Origin of the sequence: Sorangium sp. So ce117, from assembly GCF_051524395.1 — a bacterium.
Classification (GTDB): domain Bacteria; phylum Myxococcota_A; class Polyangia; order Polyangiales; family Polyangiaceae; genus Sorangium; species Sorangium cellulosum_B.
Genome location: NZ_CP150309.1, coordinates 7,783,826 through 7,798,331 on the forward strand (window position 1 = coordinate 7,783,826; position 14,506 = coordinate 7,798,331).

The 14,506-nt window shown below is 69.4% G+C and carries 9 protein-coding genes; 5 read left to right on the forward strand and 4 right to left on the reverse strand.

What is annotated here, in order from left to right:
- Positions 1 to 36 precede the first annotated feature (36 nt).
- Positions 37 to 864, reverse strand: a complete 828-nt coding sequence (locus tag WMF46_RS29060; protein ID WP_437980183.1) for a helix-turn-helix domain-containing protein — start codon at positions 862 to 864, stop codon at positions 37 to 39.
- Positions 865 to 1,305: 441 nt separating this feature from the next.
- Here WMF46_RS29060 and WMF46_RS29065 point away from each other — a divergent pair, with 441 nt between their 5' ends.
- From WMF46_RS29065 to WMF46_RS29080, 4 genes are all read left to right on the forward strand, one after another.
- Complete coding sequence (locus WMF46_RS29065) at positions 1,306 to 2,538, forward strand: hypothetical protein (RefSeq protein WP_437980184.1); 1,233 nt, start codon at positions 1,306 to 1,308, stop codon at positions 2,536 to 2,538.
- 203 nt (positions 2,539 to 2,741) lie between these two features.
- Positions 2,742 to 4,430: an alpha/beta fold hydrolase gene (locus WMF46_RS29070; RefSeq protein WP_437980185.1), complete on the forward strand. Its 1,689-nt coding sequence runs from the start codon at positions 2,742 to 2,744 to the stop codon at positions 4,428 to 4,430.
- Between the two features lie 508 nt (positions 4,431 to 4,938).
- Complete coding sequence (locus WMF46_RS29075) at positions 4,939 to 6,633, forward strand: DUF1592 domain-containing protein (protein ID WP_437980186.1); 1,695 nt, start codon at positions 4,939 to 4,941, stop codon at positions 6,631 to 6,633.
- A gap of 4 nt (positions 6,634 to 6,637) precedes the next feature.
- Complete coding sequence (locus tag WMF46_RS29080; RefSeq protein ID WP_437980187.1) at positions 6,638 to 8,146, forward strand: DUF1552 domain-containing protein; 1,509 nt, start codon at positions 6,638 to 6,640, stop codon at positions 8,144 to 8,146.
- Positions 8,147 to 8,314: 168 nt separating this feature from the next.
- Here the strand turns inward: WMF46_RS29080 and WMF46_RS29085 are convergent, their stop codons facing one another.
- Positions 8,315 to 9,244 (reverse strand): YkgJ family cysteine cluster protein, encoded by a 930-nt coding sequence (locus WMF46_RS29085; protein ID WP_437980188.1) that lies wholly within the window; start codon positions 9,242 to 9,244, stop codon positions 8,315 to 8,317.
- 288 nt (positions 9,245 to 9,532) lie between these two features.
- Here WMF46_RS29085 and WMF46_RS29090 point away from each other — a divergent pair, with 288 nt between their 5' ends.
- On the forward strand, positions 9,533 to 11,017 hold the full coding sequence (locus tag WMF46_RS29090) for an IS4 family transposase (RefSeq protein ID WP_437979672.1): 1,485 nt from the start codon (positions 9,533 to 9,535) through the stop codon (positions 11,015 to 11,017).
- Positions 11,018 to 11,128: 111 nt separating this feature from the next.
- Here the strand turns inward: WMF46_RS29090 and WMF46_RS29095 are convergent, their stop codons facing one another.
- Both WMF46_RS29095 and WMF46_RS29100 read right to left on the reverse strand, forming a co-directional pair.
- A complete protein-coding gene (locus tag WMF46_RS29095) occupies positions 11,129 to 12,601 on the reverse strand; it encodes a protein adenylyltransferase SelO (protein ID WP_437980189.1) in 1,473 nt (490 codons plus the stop codon).
- Between the two features lie 148 nt (positions 12,602 to 12,749).
- Positions 12,750 to 14,444: a DUF1592 domain-containing protein gene (locus WMF46_RS29100; RefSeq protein ID WP_437980190.1), complete on the reverse strand. Its 1,695-nt coding sequence runs from the start codon at positions 14,442 to 14,444 to the stop codon at positions 12,750 to 12,752.
- Between the last annotated feature and the right edge of the window lie 62 nt (positions 14,445 to 14,506).

Here is a 14,506-nt window from a genome sequence, read left to right on the forward strand (position 1 = left end):
GGAAAGCGAGCTCGGCGCGACAGGCCTGCCGGGCGATCACCCAGGGCGAGGCAGCGCGCGCTCGCGGGCGCGCCACGCGGCCGGAGCCACGCCGTGGCGGCGGCGGAAGAGGCGGCTGAACTGGCTGGCGTCGGCATAACCGACCCGCTCGGCGATGATCTCGACGAGCTCGTCCGTGTCACGCAGGCGGCGCCGCGCCTCGGCGAGGCGGCCTTCGAGGATCCACGCCACCACGGAGCGGCCCGTCGACCGCTTCACCGCGGTCGTGACATAGGCGGGAGACCGGTGCACCGCGCGGGCCACCTCACCGAGGGTCAGCGGTCCCAGACAGCGCGCCTCGATCACGGCGAGCGCCTCGGCGACGATCGAGGGGGCCTCGGGGGGAGCTGCCTCGCGCGGGGCGGCGCGCACGATCTCGGCGAGCAGGAGCCCGAGGAGGCTCTCGGCCACGACGGGCAGCATGCCCGAGGACCGCGACAGCTCGCGCTCGAGCTCCTCGAGCAGGCCGAGCACGTGGGGCTGCCTGCTGGTCGGCAGCTCGACGACCGGGAAAGCCCCGCGCCGGACGCGATCGAGCGGGGCGAGCAGCTCCTGAAAACGATCCTGAGGGAGGCACGAGCGACAGAAGGCCACGCCGCGCAGATCCACCTTGCTCGCCGTGAGCCACCGGTGGGCATCGCCGGCCGGGATGAGGTGGACCTGGCCAGCCGTGAGCTCCAGCTCGCCCCGGTGCTCCACCCGCATCCGGCCGCCGAGGTGAAAGGCGAGGACCGAATAGGTGTGCACGGCGGCGCGCTGTATCGAGCAGATCTCCGGCGCGCGGCAGGCATGTACCTGGATCACGCCGGTCTCGAGGGCGTCCATTGTGAGCTGCGACTCCATGGCCACCGTCGCAGGGTAACACGCGTTGATGGGGCAGGCTCCTGGACCGGCCTGGCCAGGCTCTCGAGGCTCCCTCGGTCCGGCAGGCGACGCGGCGTCACACAGCGGCGGCCCCCGGCGCGCACCGGCGACCTGAACCCCACGGGCACATACATCATGGCGAATGGGTCACGCACGGCTGAGCTCCCTTGACAGCTGGGGACCGATTCGTTTTTTCTGAAGCTTGCGAGGTCACCCGGGGGTCCTCTTCGCGGCGCGCCGCAACCTCGCGCGGACGCCCGAATCACCGTGTTCTAGATCCAACATGATGGCTGCGCGCCCCGTTCGGGCGCGCGTCCCTCGCCCGGCGCGATCACGACACCGTGTTCGCTCCGGGCGACGCTCCCCTGTAAAACTCATTATCAGGGAGGGTTTATGAATCACATGTTCAATTCTCATCAAGGCGTGTTCATGGCCTGTCTCTTCCTCCTTATCCCGCTGCTGGGGGCCGCGGGTTGCGCGGGGCAGGAGGAGTGGGGCTCCGACGAGCTCGTCGCGGTCGCCGCCCAGGCGCACCGGGTCCAGAGCGGCGAGCAGCTCTTCGAGAGAGCGACCTTCGGCGGCAACGGGCGCCGCTGCGTGACCTGCCACAGCGAGGAGACAGGCACGATCTCCCCGGCGGACGTGCAGGCGCGGTATGCGGCCAACCCGGACGATCCCCTCTTCCGCCCGATCGACAGCGACGACGGCGTCGGCGACAGCTACACGCGGCTCCTCAACGAGGCCACGATCCGCTTCGAGTTCCCGCTGCCCCCGAACGTCTGGATCCAGGACGACCCCGCGGCCACGAGCGTGACCGTCTTCCGAGGTGTCCCCTCCGTCAAGAACTCGCCCGCGCTCGATCCGCTCATCACGTTCGATGCCCGTGAGCCCGATCTCGAGACGCAGGCCGCGAACGCGATCCTTTCGCACTTCGAGCCGACGGTCACGCCCACGCGGCGGCAGCTCGAGAAGATCGCCGACTACGAGCGGACGCTGTTCAGCTCGCGAGAGCTGCGCCGTTACGCGCACGGCGGGCCTGAGCCCGAGCTGCCTCGCGGCCACACGCGGTCCGAGAAGCGCGGGCGCAAGCACTTTCTCCCGAACGGCGTCTGCGGCCAGTGCCACAGCGGGCCCATGCTGAACACGACCAGCGAGCACTTCCCCTTCGGGGCGTTCACCAGGATCACCGGCGTGCTGGCCGGCTTCTCGGGCGAGGTACTCGGCACCTCGGAGGTGCGGCCGACGCCGAACCCGATGCGTCGCTACGCCATGACCTGCCCGTCGGACGGGAGCGGCCTCCTCTGCTCCAATCCGGACCTGCTCCCGCTCATCGCCGTCTACCAGCCGAGGATCGAGAACGGCGTCCTCTCGATGCTGGCCGCCGATCCGGGCGCCGCTCTCTTCTTCGGCACCCTGGACGTCCTGGGGGACGGCAAGACGACCCCCCTCTGGGGCATCAACGAGACGGCGCCCTATTTCCACGACAACTCGGCCCCTACGCTGGAGGACGTCATCCACCACTACAAGCTGGCCTTCGAGGCCGCCCCGATCCTGGCCGCCCCGATCCTCGGGGGACGCGCGACCCTGACCGCCCAGGAAGAGGCGGACATGGTCGCCTATCTCAAGCTCCTCTGAGCGGAGGGCCCCTCCGCCGGACGGGCCGGGGGCCTCCCGCGGCCCGCACCGAAAAACAGAGCCCGCGTTGAGCGGAAGCCGCACGAGCGGGCACACAGGGCACGGCGCTCGACCTCCACGCGTTCGACGCCGCCGGCGCCCTGGTCACGACCACCGAGACCTCGCGCCGTTCAACGGCCCTCTGGCGATTGCGAGGTTCACGGATGATCGACGATCGTGTCCTTCGGGCGGGGCTCCTCCCCGCGATGCTCGGGCTCACGGCGCTGGCCGCGGGCTGCCCCGGCGGCGGAGACGAGGCCAGCGCTGGCACGACCGGCGCTGGCACCACCGGCGCCGGCGGCTCGGGCGACAGCGCGGCGATCGCCTGGGGAAGCTGCCCAGACGATTTCCTCTCCGAGTGCGCCGCGGTCCCCCTGCCCCTCGACCCGTCGGCGCCTGACGGCGAGGCGCTGCCCGTCTTCGTATCGCGCCACCTCGCGCCGGGCGGCGCGGCGAGGGCGCAAGTCTGGCTCCTGCAAGGCGGCCCCGGCGACTCCGGCTCCGTGTTCAAGGACCTCATCGAGCAGCTGTGGCTGGGCGTCATGCCCGACGTCGACTGGTACGTGCTCGAGCACCGCGGCGTCGGGCTCTCGGGCCGCCTCGACTGCCCCGTCCAGGAGGACCCGGGCTCGGAGGGCGGCGCGGACATCACCGCGAGCGAGTGGCCCGCCTGCATCGAGGCGCTGAAGGAGCGATGGGGCGACGACCTCGATCACTTCACGACGTCGGCCGACGCCGAGGATCTCGCGCGCCTCATCGCTCGGACGCGCGAACCCGGCAAGAAGGTGGTCGTGTACGGCGTCTCCTACGGGACGGCGCGCGCGCTGCGCTTCTTGCAAGCGCACCCCGACGGGGCCGACGCCGTCATCCTCGACTCGGTAGCATCGCCGGGCGCGCAGCACCTGTCTCGGTACGATACCCAGTACGATCCCGTGGCGAAGGATCTGTCCGCCATCTGCGCCGCCGATCCGGCCTGCGGGGCAAAGCTCGGCCCCGAGCCCTGGGCGAAGCTCGACGCGCTCTTTGGCAAGCTCGCAGGAGGCCACTGCGCGGAGCTCGGCGCCGACGCCGCGCTGTTCGCGTCCATCGCTCCGCTCTTCGTGCAGGTCCGCGGCCTGCGGACGCACCTCTTCCCGCTCGCTTACCGCATCGACCGCTGCGAGCCGGGCGACGTGCAGGTGATCGGCCATTACATGCAGGCGCTGCTCGACCTGATGTCGCAGCCCGGCGGAGGCGAGCCACGGGGATCGGTCATCCTCGGGACCCACGTGGCCCTCTCCGAGCTGTGGGAAGAGCCGGCCCCTGCCCCGGCCGAGCTCCAGGCGCGCTGCGATGCGCAGCGCTTCTGCCCGCGGGAGTCGCTGGAGCTCGGCGCGCTCCACGAGGCCTGGCCGCGCTACCCGCACGACAGGTTCTGGGGCGGGTGGCCGGACTCCACCGTGCCCATCCTGGCGATGAACGGCCTGCTCGATCCGCAGACGCCCATCGGCCTGGCGGAGCTCTCGGCCGACGAGCTCACCGCGCCTCATCAGACGTTCGTGGCCGTGCCCTGGAGCCCGCACGGGGTCGCGTTCGAGTCCCCCGTGAAGACCCCCGGCGCAGCGCCCTGCGGTACGCAGATGATGGCGAAATTCATCGCGGACCCCGAGGCGCCCATCGATACCACGTGCCTCGACGACCTCGTGCCCGTCGCGTGGGACGAGGACCCGGCCGTTGTCGAGCTGCTCTTCGGCGCGAAGGACATGTGGGAAAACACCGCTTCACCCGCCCACGAGCTGCGCAGAGCGGCGCCGATCGACTGGGCGGCGGTCGCGCGCCTCGCGCGTGAGAGGACGCGCTGGCTCGGGCGGTGAATGACGCAGGGCGGCTCCGCTCAGGGGCAGCGCGGCAATAGAGCAACACGCGCCCCACGCCGCGTCATCGCGCGTGGCGGCGCGGACGTACAGCGCGACAGGCGCGCCATCACCACGCTGGACATGCCGAGTCGTCGTCGGCCTTCCGTTCTGGCCGCTGCGAACCACGGCCACGGCCGGTGGGCGGCGTCCCGCTCGCGGAGCTCGCGCGAGAGGCTGCGGGCGCGCATGGGTGAACATCCATTGGTTCCCTCATGCCTTTAACGAAAAGCCCACATGGGTGAACATCAAAATGTTCCCGCATGCCTTTGATGAAAAATTAGAGCATCAATCACAGAAAAAAAGAGCCCTCACCGACACATCATTGCACCACATCCTCTCGACATGGGAGTATGTGGTGCGCGGGGAGCAGGGCAGCCACCGAACGTCGCGTGTCGGTCGCAAAAGACACCCTTGCTGCTTCCGTCTGGGTTCTTTGAGCTGGAACATAACACCTGAGGTGAGTGTGATGCATACGTGGAGGAGCGGCATCATCGTCGCCACCGCGTTCGCGGCTGGCTGTGTGGGCTCCGTGGGAGACGCCGAGGTCGACCCGGAGTTGGGCGGACAAAACCCCACCGGGGGCACGGACGGCCCAGGTGCGAGCGGAGAGTGCAAGCCCGGAATCGCGCCGACATCGCAGATCCGGCGCCTGACGAACGCGCAGTACGACAGGACGGTCCGCGATCTGCTGGGCGTCACGGCGCTGACGGCCTCCGGCAACGTGGCGCCCTCGACGCTGCTGGCGACGGACCAGGCAGGGAGCCTGACGGATCTGGGCTGGAGCGCCTACAGGGCCGTAGCCGAGATGGTCGCTGCGCAGGTGATGGCGGACCCCGCGCTCAAGAAGAACTTTCTGAAGTGCGCGCCCAGCGGTGACGGCGCCGCGTGTTTGCACGACACGATCCTCGAGTTCGGGCGGCGCGCCTTCCGCCGGCCGCTGACGGACGCGGAGGTGGCGAGGTTCGACGCGATCGTGGCCAAGGGGCCGGAGATCACCGAGAGCGGGGCCCCGGAGGAGGTCGCGGAGGCGCTGCTGTTCATGTTCCTAATCTCCCCCACGTTCATCCAGCGCGCGGAGATCACGGAGACGCCCGGCGGCGCCGCGGGTTTCACCCTCTCGAACCATGAGGTCGCGTCGCGCCTCTCTTACATGCTCTGGGGGACGATCCCCGACGAGGCGCTGAACCAGGCCGCCGATCAGGGCCAGCTGTCCACCTCGGAGCAGGTCCTGGCGCAGGCCCGGCGGATGCTCGAGGACCCGAGGGCCCGGCAGATGGTGGCCGCCTTCCATCGATACTACCTGGAGCTGGGGCCGAACACGCGCTGGGACTCGGCGCAGCGGGACACGACAATGTTCCCCATGTTCGATCGCGCGCTCATTCCGATCATGGCGGAGGAGACCGAGCGCTTCTTCGATCATCTGGTCTTCACGCGCGGCGGGACGTTCCAGGAGTTCCTCCTCAGCCCGGTCGCCTTCGTGAACGCGGCGACCGCGCCGCTCTACAGGCTCGATCCCGCCCAGTTCGGGGCGGATCTCGAGGAGGTGTCCCTCGACCCGACGCAGCGGCCGGGCTTCCTGACGCGGGTGGGCTTCCTCAACGCGTACTCGTCGTACAACCGCACCTCGCCGATCCTCCGGGGCGTGTTCATCACCAAGGACGTGCTCGGCATCGACCCGGGCACCCCACCTCCCGGCGCGCTCGAGACGCCGCTGCCAGAAGGGGACGATCTCGACACGAACCGCAAGCGCGTTGACGCGCAGACGGCGGGCGCCACCTGCGCCGCGTGCCACCACAACTACATTAACCCGCCGGGCTTCGTGATGGAGGCGTACGACGCCATGGGGTCGTGGCAGACGCAGGAAGCGTTGACCGGCGCGCTCATCGACACGGTGGCGGACGTGCACATCGACGGGCAGCCCGTGAGGGTCACGAGCCCGGCCGACCTGATGGCGAAGCTCGCCGCCTCCCCGAACGCGCAGCGCCAGTACGCGCAGAAGTGGGTCTCGTACGCCTACGAGCGCGACGGCCACAAGCTGGACTCGTGCACGGTGCGCGACCTGTCCGCGAAGATCACCGCCGGGGGGTACACGGTCCTCAACCTCGTCACGGACCTCACGCAGTCTCCGTCGTTCCGAACCCGAGCCGTAGAACTGGAGTAGGCGAATGAAGCGCAGAGTCTTCCTGAAGGGTGTCGCTGGCGCCGCTCTCGCGGCTCCGTTCCTGAGCTCCGTCCACGAGCGCGAGGTCAAGGCGCAGTCCGCGCCCCAGTCGTCGCCGCCCCGGCGCCTCGTGATCTTCTACACGCACAACGGGTGCCTCACCAACCGCTGGTTCCCGACCATCGAGAGCGGCGCCCTCACGGCCGAGCACATCAAGGGCACCACGCTGGCGGGGCTGACGCCGTTCGTGTCGAAGCTGCTGTTCCCGCGCGGCCTGAAGATGTTCAACTCCTACGCGGAGATCCAGTCCATCGACCCGCACGATCAGGCGATGGGGGGCAAGCTCACCTGCGCGCTCATCAGCGACGACAAGACGCGGTACGCGACGTCCCACTCGCTCGACCACGAGATCGCGAAGCAGATCAACCCCGGCAAGGCGAGCCCGCTCGTGCTCTCGGTCGGCCCGTCGAGCAGCAGCATCAAGGAGGTGCTGTCCTTCTCGGCGCCGAACACCGCCTTCCCGGCCGTCGTCAACCCCAAGACGGTGTACCAGCAGCTCACCGGGCTGTTCGGGGGCGGGCAGGAGACCGAGGCCGACTACCGCGTCAAGCGCGGGCAGAGCGCCATCGATCTCGTCAAGGACGACCTTCAGAGCTACCAGCGGCTCACCATGAGCAAGTCCGACCAGCGCCGGATCAGCGACTGGCTCGATCTGCTCCGCAGCACGGAGCAGAACGTCGCGCCCACGGCGTGCAACGAGGCGACCGCGGCCACGGTCGGCGTCACGGCCGCCAAGATCGACGCTGCGAGCTCGGGCGGCGGGTTCGGCGCGGGCCTGGCCACCTCGTTCACGGCCGGCGGGGACATGATGATGAACCTCATGGCGCTGAGCATGATCTGCGACATGAACCGGTCGATGATCCTCGTCTATCCGGGTTACGTGACCTTCGACTGGGACAACATCAGCCACGACGCCGACCACCACGGCCTCTCTCACCGGAACGGCTCGTTCGCGGTGGGCGGGACGTGCAAGAACGGCGTGCTCGACATGATCGCGCAGATCGACGCCTGGTACGCGGCCAAGTACGTGCGGTTCGTCACCCTGCTCGACAGCATCGCGGAGGGCGATCGCACGCTGCTCGACAACACCGCCACGATGTGGCTGCCGGAGCTGGCCGACGGCAACGCCCACAACACGAACAACCTGCCGATCGTGATCGCGGGCAGCGCGGGGGGTTACCTCAAGCAGGGCCAGGTGGTGAACGTGGACGGCGGGAAGCTCGGCACCGGCAACAGCGAGGCGGACTGCACGGGCGGCGACACCAGCGTCGGCTTCGGCACGGGCTCGAACACAGGCAATGTCCCCATCAACAAGCTCTACGTGACGCTGATGAACGCCGTCGGGTGCACGGCGGCGGGCGGTGGGCCCGTCACGGAGTTTGGAAAGCTCGACAGCAGGGACGCTCAGGCCGGCATCACCAAGCCGGGCGAGCTGACCGCACTCAAGGCCTGAGAGCGGCGGTCACCCGCTTCGGATACGGGCCCACCTCGACGTTTTCGGTGCTCAGCGCACGGGAGTGCGCTTGCGCGCCGAAAACGCCGATCTGGGCCCGTCTCCTGTGCGGGAGACCGCCGCTCTGCTCTGCATGCTGCAGAGGTTCGCGGAAACCGCTGTAAGTCCTCACGGCTCCCGGCCTGGCGCGAGACCCACCGCTGCGATGAGCTCGCCCAGGCCGGGAGCCGTCGCGTTGTCGGCGCTGCGTGCCGACTCGAACGGCCGCTCCCCGCGGATCCACGCGTCGGCGAGCGAGTCCGGCCCGTTCAGGAGCAGGTGCATCGCCGCCGTCAGCTCCAGGGGGCGCATGTCGAGGCGGAAGAGCTCGGAGAGGCTGAGCTGCAGGCCGGCGCTGATGGCGTGGACGCCGCGAATGGGCTCCATGAACGAGCGGCCCCCCACGCCGCGCGCCAGGAACGCGGCGCGCGCCTCGGGGTCCCGCAGCCTGGTCGCACACTCTCCCGCGTCGAGCGAGTTCATCCCTCGACAGGAGAGCGGTCGAACCTCGTAGATCGAGCACCGCCCCGACCGCAGGAAGGGGCAAGGGTGGTCCGGCGAAAACCGCTCTGTCGACGGCAGGCTCCGCGTCCTCTCGTGGCACCCGGACACGTGCTGAGCCATGCGCGCGAGCTCCGCGTCGGACAGGGTCGATTTCAGGTGGTCGGCGATCGCGAGCGCCTCCGGCGGAGTGACCCCGACCGATTGATGGCAACAGTGATCACAGCCCGCCCTGCACGCCACCGCGCCGTCGGGCGCGCGCGCCAGGAGCCCCGCAGCGAGCCGCGACGTGGCCGCCATCGCGTCCCGCGCCAGCTCGACCGCGCTATCCACGCTCGGCTCCCCGCGCAGGGCGGAATACGCCGTGTTGGCCGCGGCCGCGGCGATGTCGTTCTGCCACGCCTCGCGGAACACCGGGGTCCTGAGCGCGACGCGCTCATGCCCGCTCGCGGGGTCGCGAAGGACGGTGAGATGCACGCGGCCCGCGGCGTCCTTGCGGGCGTCTCGACGGGCCTTCTTTCCTGATGCGAGGAACGGCTTGCCTTTCCTCTGACTCATGGTGGCCGGTTCCTGGAGGGTGGTTGCCGCCCGAGCGCTCGAAGAGACGGTAGTTTATCACCCCGCCGAACCGTCCGCCAGCCCTCCTACGCGTTAACCAAGCTTCCCGCCGAGTTCTCCCACCTCCTAACGTTTACGTGGTCGTAGTCGTGGTCGTGGTCGTGGTCGTGGTCGTAGTCGTGGTCGTGGTCGTGGTCGTCAACGATAGGCCGTGAACGACCACGACCACGACTGAGGATCCCGCACATTTTTTGATCCGTTTCGGACGCGCCAAGCGTCTGAAATGTCATGGGAAATCCCGATGTGCCGGAAACGACGCCTTCGATCGTTCGCGAGTTCGAGACGGTGCAGCTGGGCGATGCGCGCCTGCATCAGCGGGTCCGGGCTGTGGTGGCGCGGCTGAGCGTCGCGCCGGGCGAGAGCTTCCCGGACTCGCTGAAGACAGAGGCAGAGCTGGAGGGCTTCTACCGGCTCCTTGGCAACAAGCGCGTGTCGTATGGTGCGCTGGTGCAAGCCCACAGCGAGCAGACCCTCGAGCGCATGGCCGGTCACGACACGGTTCGCGCGGTGCATGACACCACCGCGGTCGCCTTCGACGGCGACGGAGCACGCAAAGGGCTCGGTCCGCTCAACGGCAAGGACACGCAGGGCTTTTTGGCGCACGCGACGCTCGCCGTGGCCACCGACGCGATCAACCAGCCGCTCGGATTGCTGGGCCTTGCCTGCTGGGCCCGCAAAGCCTCCGCCCTCTCCAAGAGCCCACGCAAGAAGAACAGGACGGGCAGCGACTATGCGCGCGTGACCGACAAGGAGTCGACGCGCTGGCTGCGGCAGGTAGAGGCGGCCGAGCAGGCCGTGGGCGACCGCACGTCGCTGCTGCACGTCATGGACCGCGAGGCCGACGCCTACCCGCTTCTGTGCGCCATGGTCGAGCAGGGCCACCGCTTCGTCGTGCGCATGGCGCGCGATCGGAACGTGTCGGAGCTGGCCGAGGACGAAGAGGAATCGCTCGACGACAGCGCTCCGCTGCGGCTGAGCGAGGCGCTGGTCGAGCTGCCGATCCGGCTCAGTCGCGAGGTTGTGCTCACCCAACGCCGCGCCGGACCGGTACCTGCGAGCAAGCGCGCGCACCCCGCGCGCTCGGAGCGGAGCGCCACGCTGGGCGTCGGCGCTCGGCGCGTGGCGCTGCGCCGTCCCTACTACCTGCCCGAGCTGGCCGAAGAGCTCGCGGTCAACGTCGTGTTGGTGCAGGAGATCGACACGCCAGCGGGCGAAGAGCCGGTCGCGTGGGTGCTGGCGACCAACGAGCCCGTCGACACGCCCGACCAGATCGCAGCGATCGTCGACCATTACCGGGCACGGTGGCTCATCGAGGAGTTCTTCAAGGCGCTCAAGACCGGCTGCGCCCTCGAGACGCGCCAGCTCGAGAGCTTCCGGAGCCTGACGAACGCGATGGCGCTGTTCGCCCCGATCGCGTGGCAGATGCTGCTGCTGCGCTCTCTGTCACGCCTTGAGCCCAACGCGCCCGCGGAACGAGCCCTGAACCCCACGCAGCTGAAGCTGCTGCACCAGCACCAGCCCAAGAAGCTGCCGGCTCAGGGGGCGACGGTAGTCGATGCGCTCTACGCCGTTGCCGGTCTTGGTGGACACCTCAAGCGCAACGGTCCCCCCGGCTGGCTGACGCTCGCACGCGGAATGCAAACCTTGCTCATGCTGGAGACGGGCTGGAACGCCGCCCTCGCCAACACAGCGAAAATTAAGGGGGAAATGTGATCAATCCTCAGACGACCACGACCACGTTCACGTTCACGTTCACGTTTACATTTACGTTGGTGCCCGACCGTTACGTCCGACTCCCTGAGATGCCTCGCTGTCCGAGAATGGTCAGGTCCCGCAGAACGTGTATTGCACTCGCTCGTCCAGCTGCGGGGGCTCGCTCAGATGCGCGCTCTCCGGCTGTTCGTCGTACGGTCGCTCGAGCACCCGCACCAGCGTCTCGAACGGCTCGAAGTCGTCACGCAGAACGGCCGCCTGGATGAGCGCCTCGATCCGGTGATTGCGCGGGATGAACGCCGGGTTGACGAGCCGCATCGCGCTCGCGCGCGCCTCCGACGTGATCTCCTCCCGGGCGAGCCGCCTGCGCCACGACTCGGCCCAGTCGCGGAAGGCGCCGGGCTCCGCGAACAGGGCGGCCACCTGCGCGTCGGCGGCAGGATCGGCCGCTGAAGCGCACAGCCGGCGAAAGAAGACCGTGTAATCGACGCCGTTCGACGCGAGCCGCTCCAGCAGATCCGCGGCGAGCGCGAGATCGCCCTCCTCCTCGCGCGCGAGCCCCAGCTTGGCTCGCAGGACGCGCGCGTGGGCCGCGACGAAGAGCGCGGAGAAGCGCTCCACGCGCTCGGTCGCCAGACGGACGGCCTGCTCCTCGCCCTCGGCCAGGAGCGGCAGGAGCGCCTCGGCGAGCCGCGCCATGTTCCACTGCGCGATCCGCGGCTGGTTCCCGAAGGCGTACCGGCCGCCCCGATCGATCGAGCTGAACTTCTTCGCGGGATCATACTCGTCCAGGAACGCGCACGGCCCGTAATCGATGGTCTCCCCGGAGATCGACGTGTTGTCGGTGTTCATCACGCCATGCACGAAGCCGACGCCGAGCCAGCGCGCGACAAGGGACGCCTGCGCGTCGACGACGCGCTCGAGCAGCGCCAGCGCGTCATTGCCGCTGCCCACCGCCTCGGGGTAATGCCGGGAGAGCGCATAGGAAGCGAGCGCGGCCAGCGCGTCGCGGTCGTCCCGCGCGGCGAAGAACTGGAACGTGCCCACGCGGATGTGGCTCGCGGCCACGCGCGTGAGCACCGCGCCGGGGAGAACCTCCTCGCGATAGACCGGCTCGCCCGTCGTGACCGCGGCGAGCGCGCGCGTCGTCGGCACGCCGAGCGCCGCCATGGCCTCGCTCACGACGTACTCGCGCAGCACCGGCCCGAGCGCCGCTCGCCCGTCCCCGCCCCGCGAGAACGGCGTCCGCCCCGCGCCCTTGAGCTGGAGATCGCGCCGCTTGCCGTCCCTGCCCACGACCTCGCCGAGCAGGATGGCCCGCCCGTCCCCGAGCTGGTTGACGAAGCTGCCGAACTGGTGCCCCGCGTACGCGAGCGCGATCGGCTCCGCGCCCTCGGCCATCGTGTTGCCCGCGAGCACCTCCGCCCCCTCCGCCGAGGCGAGCTGCTCCGCGTCGAGCCCGAGCACCTCCGCGAGCGCGCGGTTCACCTTCACGACGCGCGGCGCGCGGACCCGCGCGGGGGAGACGCGCGCGTGGAAGCGGTCGGGAAGGCGGGCGTAGGTGTTGTCGAACGGGAGCTTCATCGGCGAACCTTACGCGCGGAGGTGCCGCCGCTCAAGCCGCCGGAAGAGCCCGCCGCCGGGCCGCGCCACGGCGCCGCGGGAGCGAGCGACGCCGAGCCGTTCGCGCGAGGGCGAGCGAACAGGCTCCTCGTCCTGTCGCATTCCCCCCTCAATTCCCGGCGACGCGCAGGCGGAAAGAGTCGGTCTGGGTGAGATCGGCGAGCAGATCGAGGAGGGTATAGCCGTCGACAAGCAGGTTGACGCTGAGCCCGTCAACGTCACACCTGTCGCTCCCGTCTGGATCCCGTCCCGTGGCAAAGGCGACCCACCGCTCGGCATAATGGCGCATGGCGGCCGGATCAGCGGCGAGCTCATTCATCAGCTCGATGGGTGACGTGATCGTCTTGACGTTGTCGACGCCAAAGGTGACGTCTGCGGTCCCGTCGATGGCGCCGCCGAGCGGATCGACGGTCTGCACCTTGCCGACGGCGTCGTACCTCTCGAGCACGAAGCCCGGCGGGTTGATGTACGTGCCGTGGCATCCGGCGCACCCCGCGCGGGAGGTCAGCGCCTCGACGGCCTCACGCTCCGTGGAGAACGGGCCCGGAGGCAGCGGCGTCTCGCTCGCGCCGGGCACGGGTACCAGGTCGATCCCGAGCAGCCTGGTGGCGACGAACGCGCCCCGAAGGATCGGGTTCGTGGCGTCATAACGCGCGTAGGAGCTCAAGAACCCGACGCGGGTCAAGAACCCCGGCCGCTCGTTCGGATCGAGCTCCACCCGCGTCAGATCCGCGCCGTAATCCGCCGCATCGAGCCCATAGAGCGGAGCGGTGTCGTGATTGACGTAACCGACGTTGCTCAGGAAGAGGTCCTTGAACGACCCGCCCTCGAACGCCACCTCCTCGAAGAGGGCGTCCATCTCTGCCATCATCGGCGCCACCACGTCCGGGGAGTAGTCGGGGAAGCGGGTCGTGTCGTGGTCGGCCGCTCCCCAGCGCGACCCCGGGCGAATGTCCGCATAAGCACGATGGAACCGGGCCACGACCGGCGCCGTCTTTTCGCGGTCCTGGATCATCCGCTGCGCCTGCGCCAGGATCTGCTCCTTGGTGGCGAGCTGGCCAGCGTCGGCCGCGGCGTCCAGCATGTCATCTGGAATGGAATCCCACAGCAGGACCGAGAGCCTCGCCGCCACCTCGTGGCTGGAGAGCTTGATCGCGCTTCCTTCGGGCTCCTGCGCCAGCTCAGGGCGCATGATGAACGAGGGCGAAGCGAGGAAGGTGAGGAGGATGGCCTCGGCGATCTCTTCGGGCGTGCCCCGGGGCTCCACGGCGGTGAGCCGCAGGAAGCTCTGCACCTCTTCTTCGAGCAGAGGACGGCGGAAAGCCTTGCGACCAAAGGCGACAATCGTCTCTTCCAGGCACCTGGACGCCGCCGGATCGCAGGCCAGGAACCTGGGCTTGTTCGGCCCGCCCATCACCTCGGCGGCGATGTGTTCGGCGGCCGCGAGATAGCCGCTCCATGCGGGATCTGTCATGTCCCCCTCGAAGTCGGGGACGAGGAGCGCAGATGGCGGGAGATTGCCGGCGCTCTCCAGCGCCGTCACGCCGAGCAGATCCCGCACCACCGCGTCGTACTGCCGGTTGAGCAGGCGCGGGATCTGGGACGTCACCGGGATGCTGGGCAAGCAGGAGTCCCCCCCTCCTACGCCGGATCCCCCCCCGACGCCGACCGCGGTGCCGCTGCCGCCGCCGCTCTGATCGTCGCGGTCGGTGCCCTTGCCCAGGATCGTGATCCCGCACCCAGAGGCGACGAGCGAGAGCGCCGCGAAGCAGCAGAGCGAGGATACGGCGCGCCAGAGCCTCATGACAAAGCCTCCCGGCGTACAATTCCCGGGGAGCTTCCCCGCGATCACAGTTTCGTCGCGCA

What these genes read in the sequence shown, in the direction of transcription:
- WMF46_RS29060 (WP_437980183.1), bottom strand. Translation starts at nt 864, where the DNA reads ATGGACGCCCTCGAGACCGGCGTGATCCAGGTACATGCCTGCCGCGCG.
- WMF46_RS29065 (WP_437980184.1), top strand. Translation starts at nt 1,306, where the DNA reads ATGTTCAATTCTCATCAAGGCGTGTTCATGGCCTGTCTCTTCCTCCTT.
- WMF46_RS29070 (WP_437980185.1), top strand. Translation starts at nt 2,742, where the DNA reads ATGATCGACGATCGTGTCCTTCGGGCGGGGCTCCTCCCCGCGATGCTC.
- WMF46_RS29075 (WP_437980186.1), top strand. Translation starts at nt 4,939, where the DNA reads ATGCATACGTGGAGGAGCGGCATCATCGTCGCCACCGCGTTCGCGGCT.
- WMF46_RS29080 (WP_437980187.1), top strand. Translation starts at nt 6,638, where the DNA reads ATGAAGCGCAGAGTCTTCCTGAAGGGTGTCGCTGGCGCCGCTCTCGCG.
- WMF46_RS29085 (WP_437980188.1), bottom strand. Translation starts at nt 9,244, where the DNA reads ATGAGTCAGAGGAAAGGCAAGCCGTTCCTCGCATCAGGAAAGAAGGCC.
- WMF46_RS29090 (WP_437979672.1), top strand. Translation starts at nt 9,533, where the DNA reads ATGGGAAATCCCGATGTGCCGGAAACGACGCCTTCGATCGTTCGCGAG.
- WMF46_RS29095 (WP_437980189.1), bottom strand. Translation starts at nt 12,601, where the DNA reads ATGAAGCTCCCGTTCGACAACACCTACGCCCGCCTTCCCGACCGCTTC.
- WMF46_RS29100 (WP_437980190.1), bottom strand. Translation starts at nt 14,444, where the DNA reads ATGAGGCTCTGGCGCGCCGTATCCTCGCTCTGCTGCTTCGCGGCGCTC.